At 48.5% G+C, this 11,759-nt stretch carries 10 protein-coding genes; all 10 read right to left on the reverse strand.

The window, feature by feature from the left end; all coding sequences use genetic code 11:
- Positions 1-128: 128 nt before the first annotated feature.
- Positions 129-1,763: a hypothetical protein gene (locus tag GK108_RS10960; RefSeq protein WP_163947328.1), complete on the reverse strand. Its 1,635-nt coding sequence runs from the start codon at positions 1,761-1,763 to the stop codon at positions 129-131.
- The gene (locus GK108_RS10965) at positions 1,760-4,006 is read right to left on the reverse strand and encodes a hypothetical protein (protein ID WP_163947331.1); all 2,247 of its coding nucleotides are present in this window, start codon (positions 4,004-4,006) and stop codon (positions 1,760-1,762) included. Before GK108_RS10965 ends, GK108_RS10960 begins: the two co-directional genes overlap by 4 nt.
- A complete protein-coding gene (locus GK108_RS10970) occupies positions 4,003-5,193 on the reverse strand; it encodes a BatA domain-containing protein (RefSeq protein WP_163947334.1) in 1,191 nt (396 codons plus the stop codon). The genes GK108_RS10965 and GK108_RS10970 overlap by 4 nt, the downstream gene beginning before the upstream one ends.
- The gene (locus GK108_RS10975) at positions 5,194-6,054 is read right to left on the reverse strand and encodes a DUF58 domain-containing protein (RefSeq protein ID WP_163947337.1); all 861 of its coding nucleotides are present in this window, start codon (positions 6,052-6,054) and stop codon (positions 5,194-5,196) included.
- Between the two features lie 67 nt (positions 6,055-6,121).
- On the reverse strand, positions 6,122-7,105 hold the full coding sequence (locus GK108_RS10980) for an AAA family ATPase (protein ID WP_163947340.1): 984 nt from the start codon (positions 7,103-7,105) through the stop codon (positions 6,122-6,124).
- A 100-nt stretch (positions 7,106-7,205) separates the two neighbouring features.
- Entirely contained in the window at positions 7,206-7,823 is a 618-nt protein-coding gene (locus GK108_RS10985; protein ID WP_163947344.1) for a DUF4159 domain-containing protein, read from the reverse strand.
- Between the two features lie 35 nt (positions 7,824-7,858).
- The gene (locus GK108_RS10990; RefSeq protein WP_163947348.1) at positions 7,859-8,269 is read right to left on the reverse strand and encodes a putative toxin-antitoxin system toxin component, PIN family; all 411 of its coding nucleotides are present in this window, start codon (positions 8,267-8,269) and stop codon (positions 7,859-7,861) included.
- Positions 8,266-8,499: a hypothetical protein gene (locus GK108_RS10995; protein ID WP_163947351.1), complete on the reverse strand. Its 234-nt coding sequence runs from the start codon at positions 8,497-8,499 to the stop codon at positions 8,266-8,268. The genes GK108_RS10990 and GK108_RS10995 overlap by 4 nt, the downstream gene beginning before the upstream one ends.
- Before the next feature lie 61 nt (positions 8,500-8,560).
- Positions 8,561-9,904, reverse strand: a complete 1,344-nt coding sequence (locus GK108_RS11000) for a TldD/PmbA family protein (protein WP_163947354.1) — start codon at positions 9,902-9,904, stop codon at positions 8,561-8,563.
- 115 nt (positions 9,905-10,019) lie between these two features.
- Entirely contained in the window at positions 10,020-11,660 is a 1,641-nt protein-coding gene (locus tag GK108_RS11005) for a TldD/PmbA family protein (protein WP_163947357.1), read from the reverse strand.
- Positions 11,661-11,759 lie beyond the last annotated feature (99 nt).

An 11,759-nucleotide genomic window follows, 5' to 3' on the forward strand; every position in this document is an offset into this window, starting at 1 on the left:
TAACTTCTTAATTAGCCACTGGCGTGGCTTCGACAGCAAGATGCTGTCGATAACACCTCGTCACTCAATACGTATAGCCGAGTGGCGGCCGACTGAACTATAAACCATAGACAATAAACTAAAACGCCCTACCCGAGTTTTGGTTCGACCCAAAGGGCGGTAAAACAGACTAGCAAAATAACCAGCCAGACCCAATCAGGCAACGTAACAGTAGCCAACCGTGGTGTACTATCTACCCGCAATTGGTCGGCGGCATGAGCCGCCGTATAGCGCTGAACCAGAATGCTTTTTGCTACGGTAGAAAAGCCGGTTTTCTCAGCATAAACAGCCAAAGAATCCTGAGCAGGAACCCAACCAGCCGAATTGACCCGCCACTTCCCGACGGCCGATAACGCATTGATTGGCGAATAAGTCAGCTGAATGGTATCCTTATCAACCGTCAATGCAGCCGAACGAGTTGCTACGTTATTCACGACGATCTGCTCCCGAATTCCTGCCAGAACGGGTGCCTCAATCTGGCTATTCGTCGACGCGGCAGGTTGAAGCTGAGCAATCATAGCATTCCAGAATCGGTTATATGCCAGACTATCGCCACTTAATTTTAATGGAAATGTTTCGTTCAACAGACTCACGCCTATTTTTCCCGTACTACGCTGAATGGCCGCCGGATATCCCGGAATTATTGTTTGTGCGGCATTGGCGGCAAACGAATAGGGTAACGCCTGAAGACCCGTATTGGTCCCGACAGAGATTAATGCCTCATTCGAGATTTTGCGCACCTGCCAGCGACTCCCCAATGCCTGATTGATCAATCGGCAGTCGGTTTCGGGATTACTCAGATTGATGAACAAAACCGCTTTCCCATCAGCTATCGCCCGTTTAACGGCTACGTTGCCTGCATTCGACGGATCTGTAATGATGATATCCGGTTTAGCAGTCGCCTTATTGATCGTCAGCTTATTACTGATGTCCCTGGATAATGTAGTGACCATCTGAACCGAATTCCCGTTTTTCCCCAGCCAGTCGGCCAAGGTTTTACTTTCGAAATCGGGCGTACTCAGAATAAACTGATACGTTAACGGTTTTAACGAACGGGCAAAAAACCGAACCGTATCCAGGGGCGTCCGATCCAGTACTAATTCCGTTTCAGTACGTCCTACCGTAAATACAGGAAATTTCAAATTGAACGTAGCAACCCCTTCAGCCAAGTCGAGGCTGTCCAGCACACGCCCGGCATAGGCCAGCTTGATACGTTGTTTTTTCGACGATTGAAGGGTGCCGGTCACCTGCTGTATCTCTCCCTTTTGAACAATTCCTTTCCAGCGAATCGCCTGAAGCTGGTCGGTCGCATAGTAGGGAATCCAGCGAATCGCCTGCCGACTCAGCCCACTCAGGAACTCGGGCTGAAACTCTTGCCCCAATACCGTCACGGAATCAAACCGGTTGCCATCAAATGTTCGGGCTGTGACCACCGCTTTTAGCTTCAGGCTGTCACTGAATTTCTGGCGAACATCACTTGGAACGTCGTCGCTAACCAGCAGCGCGTGGGACGTATCGCTCGTTACGTTCCATACAGGACGTAGCGTGTAGGTGAGCAACGAAAGCCAAAGCAGTCCGTTGAGTACCAGACGTAGCGCTTTACGTTGGCCCGATAATGCCTCATTACGTAAGATGAGCCACATCTGAACAGCAAGCATCAGAAACAGGCCAACAATCAGTAACCAGCTGAGCGTATCGGTTCGGTCGAATTGAAAAGAAATCATTGCAGGTGTCGCCAGAAAGACCGTTCGAGTTTGCGTTCACTGATATAGGAGCGATTCGTTTGCTGCGAAGCACCCGCCAGCTCATAAAGCTTCGTTTTTAGCTGACTCTTCTCTGAATCAGCTAACGATTTACCGGCAGCCAGCTTCTGCAATCCAGTCAATACCGACCAATTGGCCAGCCCACTGTTCATAATCCGATCGGTCAGCATGGTGCCCAATTCCTGAACCGTTCGACGTTGATTGGCATTGAGTTTGTCCAGTTCCAGAAAACCCAACACATCACCAACCAGCGATTCGATTCGGATTTGGTCATAGACCCGCTGCTGATTACCGCTGGCATTTACATTTTTCAGTTCACCCGTCAGTCGCAGTTCCTGTTCTTTGATCGGTGGAGGGTCGAAACCGGTTTTTTTCACAAAAGACCGAGCTTTCTGCTGCGAGAGTTTCAGGTATTCCAGAGCTTTCTTCTCGTAGGGCAACGCTTTTTCGGGTTCATACAACCGCAGATGCAGCTCAGACTCCCACATTTGTTCCAGCGCCATTTTCAGAAGACTACGTGTCGACTGCTCATGGAACGTATTAACCTCCGCATCATCGTGCGAGTGAACGTATTGCTCCATCAACGCAGCCAGCGGGTCTTTACCTTCATCGTTTCCGCTACCTCCGCCACCGCCATGATTATGGCCATCATCGGCAGAATGGGCCGGTGGTGCAGGCGTAGCGGGCGTCAACCCCTCTTCGCCGTCGTCGTGCTTGTGCATATAAGCCTGGATGGTAGCCATACCGGCCACGACTGCCCCATCCGCATTGGTAGGAATGGGAGGAGCGCCACCACCGCCGATTGATTTTTCAAATTCTTCGCCCAGAAATTGTCCGTAACGTAACCGAAGTGCTTTCTGATCGAAGCCAATTTCATTGGATGTGCTCTTAAACGCCCGATCGGCAATCTTTTTCCGCCGGGCGATCAGCTTTTCTGTGTCGATAATAATCTGGCGCTGGCTTCTGAAATAGTCCGGCATAATATTGACGGCCATGGTTGCCAGCTCACCATCTTCCTGTTTGGTCGTGTCCTTATATACCAGAAAATACGTGTCAGACTTCGAAAAATTGGGTTCGGGCTGACGATTATCAAACGCGGCCCAGTAATAATAGAGCTCATCCCCCGGTGCGAAATTCAACGCTTTCAGGTCAATTTGCTTCGTCAGTTTCGATTCCTTGAAGTTGGACTTGTCCAGGGGCATTTTCACCTCGCGGAACTTCACGTTTTCACCCGATCCACGAGCTACGGTCGCTACAATGAACGCCTGCGTTACGTTGAAATCATCGGATATGGTGGCCGTTATGCCGATATTTTTGGGGTCTTTCAGGAAATGATACTTGTAAAGTTCTTTCGACTCCGGAACAATTTTAGGAGCCAAATCGGGCAGGGCTTCCAGCCGATAGTAATCTGACTGATAAACCAGCGAGTCGCGGCCATTGAAACCCGACCAATACGCTTTAATGGCATACAGCCCCGAGTTGACCAGCCGATCCTGATACACAAACGTATTGCCCGAAGGCTTGAATGGCACCTCAACACCCTTGTTACTAACCAAACGAACCGACAGCTTTTGGTTGTGACTGAACATCAGCCGCCAGTTCAGAACAGACCCATTGATGGTCGATGCGTTCAGATCCGACGAGGAACGTACTGGTAATTGCGTGTAGGCTGGCGGCTGAATACGCAGCTCAGCAGACTGGAATGTTGGCGCCGTCGGTTTTTCGGACGTAACGGCAACCCCTGCTTCCCGTTGTGGGATAGGCGAAGTCAGCGTTGACCGCTGCAACAGCGGGTAGCCAACGTGAATACCTACGGCCAGCAGCAAGACCAACCCATATACCCACAATTGCGAAAAAACCACCGTCGGAATTTTAGCCTCACGAATTCGTTCGTTCAGCCGTTCCAACTGGAGCTGTTCGGCTATATTCAGTTGATCTTTGTCCAACAACGGTAGGCTATATTCAGCATCGCCAACGGTCTGATGAATCAACCGAATGGCCTGGGGTTTCTTGTTCTCATACAATCTGCCCAGGAAAACGCCGGCTACCACCCCCAACAATCCGGCCAGGCACGATAACAGGAGCGAATTCGTAAAAGTAGCCGTCAGCATATAGGCCGAAACAGCCAGCACAACGCACCGCAGTAAAGCGTTGGCATACAGCTGATTGCTGACTGACGATAGAATTTGCTTTGGATTCGTCATGCGTTTTTGGTTAATGCGATCCACCGTTCCGTTAGTATAAGAACGATGAAAAGCAGTAATAAAGCGTTATGCACCAGCGTTTGTGGCTTTTTATCTGATCGATTTGATACCACAAAAAGATTTTTCAACTCCTGTTGACTCAGCACTGCTGCGTCAGGCTGCAATTCATAATACTGAACCAGTTGTTCGCCCAGCCATTCCGGCAATTGCCCGGACGCAACCAAATCGTTAGTCTGTGGCGTAAACGGTCGTTCGCTGTACTGCATATTACTAGTTGTCGGATAGCCAAGCGTCCCCGAAATCATATATAAGGTTGACGCAGCAGGCCTGACAACCGGCTGATCCGTAAACACCCAATCGTAGACCGTTGCCTGTGAACGCTCACGATCAACGGCCAAATCCAGATCATAAACGTCGCTCAGGGCGGCCAGGGCAGCCCTTACGGTTTGCTGTTCGCGTTCGTTACGATAATCCAGTAAAACACGTAACGGTCCCGTATGAGCCGGAGCCGGATTAAATCGAACGGCAGGATCTAAAACTGTGCTACTGGTCAGTTTACCCGATCCATTTACAAACAGCTTTTGCCCAGCTTTTGTCGATAGATAAGACCGTGGCTTAGCCACCGAATCAGGCAACGTGTGCAGGGTATGTTGGCTAGGTACATAAATCGCCGGAACCGTAGCGAGTTTGTCGTTATTCAGGACATATACATGTATTGGTGTATCTTCCTGGCGTATCTTATCAATGGCAGCCTGGAGAAACAGCGGGCTAAACTGCTTTTTTTCTGGTAGCTGGTCTGGCTTGTCAATTGGCTCTACGGTTTCATTGATCCAATATAGTTTTTCTCCCCGCTTCGCGGCTTCTTCCAGTTCAAAGCGAAAATTGCTCAGAACCAGGGCGTCGGGCTGAACCAGATGAAGCGGGCGGATATCGGCTTTACTGCCCAGTTTTGGAATAACCAGTTGGCTCAGCAACACTGCCAGCAACAAGATCAGTAGGCAACGTAGCAACAGTAGCAGAACATTATCCAGTTTCAAGCCGCGCTGCTGTTGCTGATTCTTCTCAACGAGCCATTGCGTAGCGGCCCACGCCAGCGGTTTACCTTTTTTCTGATGCCAGAAATGAATCACGACCGGAATAGCGACGGCCAATGCTCCCCACAAAAAGTACGGTTGTAAGAATGTCATTTAGAATCTCTTTCCGGTCAGAAAACCACTTAAAACTTGCCCAATTGGATCGCTCAACCGAACCCGAATGAGCCGAACATGCGGAATACGTAACGCTTCATCCAGCTTTGCCAGATAATCAGTTGCCGCCTGCCGAACGGTATCCCGCACGGCATCGGCCTGTAGCTCGATTTCACGGCCGGTTTCCAGATCCCGAAACAGATAGAAGCCGTTCAGATTGAAATCAATCTCCTGATCGCCCAGAATCTGAAAAATAACAATCTCCCGGCGCGGACCCGCCACGCTCTGAATCAGCGTCAACCATTCATCATTCACTTGTAAAAAGTCCGACGCTATGATCAGCAACTCCGACTGTTTGCGGCTAAACTCAGGAAAGACCGGCTGTTTAATAATCCACTGCCCCGCAGCTGCCAGGCTTTCCAGGGTTCCTACTATTTTTAGGAAGGACTGCTTTCCGGTTCCGACCAGTGTTTGCACATCGCCGTTTTGCAGGCCGTACAAACTCTGCTGGTCGTTCTGTCGATAGCCCAGATAAGCCAGGGAAGCCAGCAGAATTTTCGCATAGTTCAATCGACTGACGCTCGCTTCTTCGTAATTCATCGAGCCCGACAGATCGATCAGAAACCGAATCTGCTGATTACTTTCTGTGGCCGACTCCCGAACCAGATAGTGGCCGCTACGGGCAAACAATTTCCAGTCGATCCGTTTCGGATCATCACCAGGCTCATAATGGCGATATTGTTCAAATTCCGTTCCTATCCCCGACCGGCGACTGGCCTGGATACCCAGCATGACCTCGTCGCTAACTAGTTTACTGGCCAGTTGGAGGTTATTGAGCCGAATGAGTTCAGACGTTAGCATAATTCGTTAGCTGCCAGTACGTTGCTACGTACTAAAAAACAATACCGTACGACTCCTTTCAGCATGATTACTTAACGCTGGCAATCAGCTCCTTAATGACCGTATCGGTCGTGATGCCTTCTGCATCGGCCCGGAAGTTTAGCGCAATCCGGTGTCTCAGTACCGGATAAGCCAGCGTCTGAATATCTTCCGGAATTACGGAAAAACGTTCATTGAGTACAGCCCTTGCTTTTGCACACAACACCAGTGCCTGACCGGCGCGCGGGCCGGCTCCCCAGTCGCACCATTGTTTTACGTAAGCCACGGGCGTATCCTGCGGCCGTGTAGCCCGAACCAGACGATTGATGTAAGCAATCAACTCATCGCTTATATGAACCTGGCGCGTCAGGGTTTGAAGATTAAGAATGTCTTCGTCAGACAAAACAGTCGATAATACGGGGCGCTTGGTTCCCGTCGTACTTTTCAGTACGTCCAGCTCCTCCCTTTCTGAGGGGTAACTTAATTTGATGTACAACAGGAACCGGTCGAGCTGCGCTTCGGGGAGTGGATACGTACCAGCCTGTTCGATCGGGTTCTGGGTAGCAATAATCAGGAATGGCCGGGGTAAGGCATAGTCATTGCCGCCATACGTAACCTTATATTCCTGCATAGCCTCCAGCAGAGCTGCCTGGGTTTTGGGTGGAGTCCGGTTAATTTCGTCGGCCAGCACGACGTTCGCGAAGATAGGGCCCTTGTTAAACTGGAAAAACTTCTTTCCCGTTTCGTGGTCCTCTTCCAGAATTTCCGTGCCAACGATATCGCCAGGCATCAAGTCGGGCGTAAACTGAATACGCTTGAACTTCATGGCCAGCGCATCAGCCATTGTTTTCACCATCAGCGTCTTAGCCAGACCCGGAACACCTTCCAGCAGGCAGTGACCACCTGCCAGCAACGAAATCAGCACCTCGCTGATGACTTCCTGTTGACCAATAATAACTTTGCCGATTTCATTTCGAAGCTGTGGCAATCTGGCCACCAGCGTTTTGTAGTGGTTTAAGTCTGTTGATTCCAATTTTCTGTCTCAGGTTGTATAGAGGTCAATTGATGAAGAATAGGTGAAGAATGTATGATATAAGATGTATGCTGTAGAATTCTATATCATACATTTTGTATTACGTTGTCAATGCATAGGTCACTATGTTTACACCAAACTTGGTATTGTCTTCAGCCAAAAATCGCTTATTACGAAAATCGTAATCCCATTCGCAGCCGTAATCCTTATTGCTATACAAAACGCCTATCCGGCCATTGATGGTAATGGCCTTCAGGTAGTCATGTACCAGGTCATCGCCCCAGCCATTCAGTTCAAACGACGTAGTAGGTGGCCCTTCTTCAAACTTAAAAAAACAGGTGTAGATCGGGTGATTATTCGGAATTTTCTGCAGGGCCTTCGGGCCGAACGTCCGGGCCATCTCCTGCTCGAACGACCGCGCAAACAGGGCATCGATATCGTGATTGCAATCATCAACAAACACGAACCCGCCATTCTGAACGTAGCGTTTGAAATGATCGCGCTCCTGCGTAGAAAACTCGACCAGTTTGTGTCCACTCATATAGCAGAATGGACTCTTAAAAATATCGGGGCTGCTCAACTGCACCACCTTTTCTTTCTGGTCGACCGGAATCGTCGTATACTCAACCAATGAATGCAGAATATTGGATGGCATCCGTTGATCAGTATCCCAGTCACCAGAGGTGTATTGAATTCGAGTGAAAATAAACGGTTTCAAAGAGGTTCGTCGAGAAGTGTTGATTAAAGCACTGATCAATCGTGTTCACCCAGGGTGTCTTTAAATTGACCAGTGCTGATTACTAATACTTTGGGAAACTCTATTTGCTTTAAAACATTAAAATCTTTATCATGACTTACAATAAAATCAGCGTTTGAAGCAATGGCACAATCGACAAATTTATTGTCATCTTCATCGTTCAGCAGATTAAACTTGTAGTATGTAGTAACTAGCTGAATATTGGGTAGGTTTTCGACAACCGCTAATACGCTCTCACTAGCTACTGTTCCCATCTGTTGTTCAATAATCTCAGCATATTCCGAAAGAATATCCGTTGTTACACACAGTGTAAAGCGCTGATTCAACAAAGCCTCAAAGATCCAGTGCAATCGAGAGCGATCTGAAATACAAACCAACAAAACGTTGGTATCCAGAACCGTCTTCACTTCTCTTTACTATTTTTCCGCATTTTCGTTTCCAGTAACCGATCAACATCCTCATCTGTCCATCCTTTCTGATCCCAGGCTGCATTTGCCTGTTCAACAGCTCTTTTCGCAAAAAATTCAGCCAGAATTTTTTTAACTTCCAGCAATTCAGTTTCCTCCAACTGATGGGAAAAGGTCTTCAAAAGCTCTAGTTGAAGATTAGTCAATGGTTTTCTTACGACAGTTTCCATACGTTGACAGGATTTTATTCTTACCTGAATTTACGAAAAGGCACAGAATATCGGCTACTTTTTACACAGCGTCGGATAAACTGGTAAAGGTAAACTCCCGTATTTTCATGGGCGGAATCAGATAGTTTTGATCCGATTCGGTACTCACGACACGCTCAGGTTTCCCCAACGATTCCAGGTTGTTCAGCATAATGATCGGACTTTCGTTAAACCGAAAGTTCTTGACGGCATGCTTGATTTTGCCATTCTCAATATAGAACGTACCATCACGGGTAAGGCCGGTCAGCAGGATTGTCTGCGGATCAACCTCCCGAATGTACCAGAGCTTAGTCACCAGTATACCGCGTTGGGTCGTTCTGATCATCTCTTCCAGCGACGTATTGCCACCTTCCACAATCATATTACTACCATAAGGTACCGGCTGTTTGCCCTGTTTTTTTGCCCAATAGCGCGAATAGGCCAGGTTTTTCACGACGCCCTTTTCAATCCACATCCGTTTGCTCTGAGCCTGACCATCGCCCGACCAGGGCGACGACGGCAACTCAGGATTGGTTGGGTCTGAATAAATCGTAATACGCTCATCGACAATCTTATCGCCCAACCGCGACTTTCCGCCTGCCTTACTGAAATAAGAACGTCCTTCGTCGGCCGAACGGGCATCCACATTCCAGAAGATATTTTCCAGGAGAACGGCGGCAGCCGTTGGTTCCAGAATGACGGTGTATTTACCAGGTTCCAGCGCTCTCGCTTCGGCCGATCCAAGGCATTTTTGAATGGCGATTTTGGTAGCCCCTACCGTATCAAGCTTTGAAAAATCGCTGTAACCGCGTGCTACGTATCCCGAGCCCTTGCCGTTGTCGGTACGTACCGTCAGCGAAAAATTGACATTCGTACTCGGATAATAAGCAAATGCCCCTTTCGAATTCATCATGGCTCTGTAGCCACGATAATCCTGTAAAAAGCCAGCGCCCTGCAATTTTGACGCGTTACCCGCAATCAATTGCAAACTTTGCGCAACGGCTTCGGCCCGATTGGAAGGTGTTATTTTAGCCGTCGACTCAAAGAAACCATTGCTTTTTACGTATTGCTGAAGCCCTAACAGCTCAACGTACTCCGGATTTTCAGGAGCCAGCTGAGCGAGCTCCTCCGCCCGGCGGACTACTTTCTCCAACGAGGCATCGTCAAACTCATCAATCGTTGCAACGCCAACCTTTTTCCCGAACGCAGACCGAACCGCTAGATTTTTATTAATTATCGAGCCGCTGGTGGATACAGTATTACGGGCATATCGAATATTTCCTCGCTCCTCGCCAAGAATATTCACTTCACACTCATCTGCCTTAGAGTAACTTAATACTTTCTGCATCAGAGCTTTTGCCTCAGATTCAGACAAAATAATTGCCATTTCTTAAAAGTTATCAGTTTACAGTTTTCAACGCACTATAATGACGCCTGACCATTGGCACGTCCGGGATGTAAAAGTCAAATGCGTAACCTGTATACCGAAATTATATACCATTTTAAATTTTCCGCGCTGTATTGATCACGTTGACACCGTTGATACGGGCCGTCGAACTACCATGCGACACAGCGCTCGATTGCGATGGCTGACCTTTTCCGTCAAAGAATGATCCGCCCAGACGGTAATCCCGATCATCACAAACTTTCACACAGGAATTCCAAAACTCCTGTGTATTCGATTGGTACGATACGTCCCGGAGCATTCCGGCGATCTGACCGTCTTTGATTTCGTAGAACAACTGACCACCAAACTGGAAGTTATACCGCTGCTGGTCGATCGAGAACGAACCATCACCAATGATATAAATACCCCGTTTAACGTCCTTGATCATCTCGTCGACCGACAATTTCTCTTTGCCCGGTGCCAGCGATACGTTTGCCATACGCTGGAACTGAACAGATCCCCAACTATCGGCATAGCAGCAGCCCTGCGATTCTTTTTCGCCAATGATATGAGCCTGATCGCGAATGGCCTGATAATTCACCAACACACCATCTTTCACCAGATCCCATTGCTTGGTTTTTACGCCCTCATCGTCCCAACCGACCGCCCCTAACGAGCCTGGCTGAATTTTATCGGCAATGAAGTTAACCTGCTTGCTACCGTAGTTAAAGTTTTTGGATTGCCACTTGTCCAACGTAGCAAATGACGTACCGGCAAAGTTGGCTTCATAACCCAACACACGATCTAGTTCGAGCGGGTGCCCAACCGATTCGTGGATGGTAAGCCAGGTATGCGACGGGTCAAGAATCAGATCGTATTTGCCTGCTTCTACCGATTTGGCGGCTACTTTCTGTTTGGCCTGCTTGGCTGCCGCCGTTACGTCTTCCAGCATATCGTAACCCATATTGTAACGAGTGGTGATACCTGTAATCTTATCTTTTGGATTGGTTTGCAGGTAATCGTAACTCATTCCCATTGGTGCACTCAGCGAATTCCGGGTCTGGAAAACGCCCGTCTGCCGATCAATAGCCGTTACGGTAAAGTTGGGCCAGATCCGATGAATATCCTGATCGATGTACGAGCCATCGGTTGAAGCAAAATACTTCTGCTCATTAACCATGAACAGCACCGAGTTCACGAAGTTAGCACCATTAGCCATAGCAGCTCCATTAACCGCCATCAGCAGATCAACCTTCTCTTTGACGGGTACCTCGAAACCATTTTTCTGAATCGGAGCCTTCCAGCTAACTTCACCGAATCCTTTCTGAGGAGCCAATTGCACCGGCTCTTTCTGAATCTTTGAATTCGCTTTAGCGATAGCCACAGCAGTTTCGGCAGCTTTGGCAGTATCGCTCTCGTTTTTAGCATCTACGATAGCGGCAAAACCCCAGCAACCGTTGGCAATGACCCGAACACCTACCCCAAACGATTCGGTGTTGACGATGTTCTGCACCCGATCTTCACGAGTGATCACAAACTGATTCAGATAGCGGCCAATTCGAACATCGGCATACGTAGCACCTTTCGCCTTGGCGGCATTCAGAGCCGCATCGGCCAGTCGTTTTTTGACGGCTACGTCTAAACCGGGTTCTAAAAGGGCTTCAGGGCTAACAGACCGGCCCAATCCTGAAATAGACGGGAGCATAAGGGTCCCTGCTCCCAATCCTGTCAACTGAATAAAATCTCGGCGATTCAAGAGTTGTTCCTCCTATAGGTTAAATTAGAGTAAGCGTTAAACCGCTCTTCTCTGGTAAGTGAGCACGATTTCTGCCCTAAAATTTAGAATTTAAAGGCA

Source organism: Spirosoma terrae (assembly GCF_010435915.1).
Lineage (GTDB): Bacteria > Bacteroidota > Bacteroidia > Cytophagales > Spirosomataceae > Spirosoma > Spirosoma terrae.

What these genes read in the sequence shown, in the direction of transcription:
- GK108_RS10960 (WP_163947328.1), bottom strand. Translation starts at nt 1,763, where the DNA reads ATGATTTCTTTTCAATTCGACCGAACCGATACGCTCAGCTGGTTACTG.
- GK108_RS10965 (WP_163947331.1), bottom strand. Translation starts at nt 4,006, where the DNA reads ATGACGAATCCAAAGCAAATTCTATCGTCAGTCAGCAATCAGCTGTAT.
- GK108_RS10970 (WP_163947334.1), bottom strand. Translation starts at nt 5,193, where the DNA reads ATGACATTCTTACAACCGTACTTTTTGTGGGGAGCATTGGCCGTCGCT.
- GK108_RS10975 (WP_163947337.1), bottom strand. Translation starts at nt 6,054, where the DNA reads ATGCTAACGTCTGAACTCATTCGGCTCAATAACCTCCAACTGGCCAGT.
- GK108_RS10995 (WP_163947351.1), bottom strand. Translation starts at nt 8,499, where the DNA reads ATGGAAACTGTCGTAAGAAAACCATTGACTAATCTTCAACTAGAGCTT.
- GK108_RS11000 (WP_163947354.1), bottom strand. Translation starts at nt 9,904, where the DNA reads ATGGCAATTATTTTGTCTGAATCTGAGGCAAAAGCTCTGATGCAGAAA.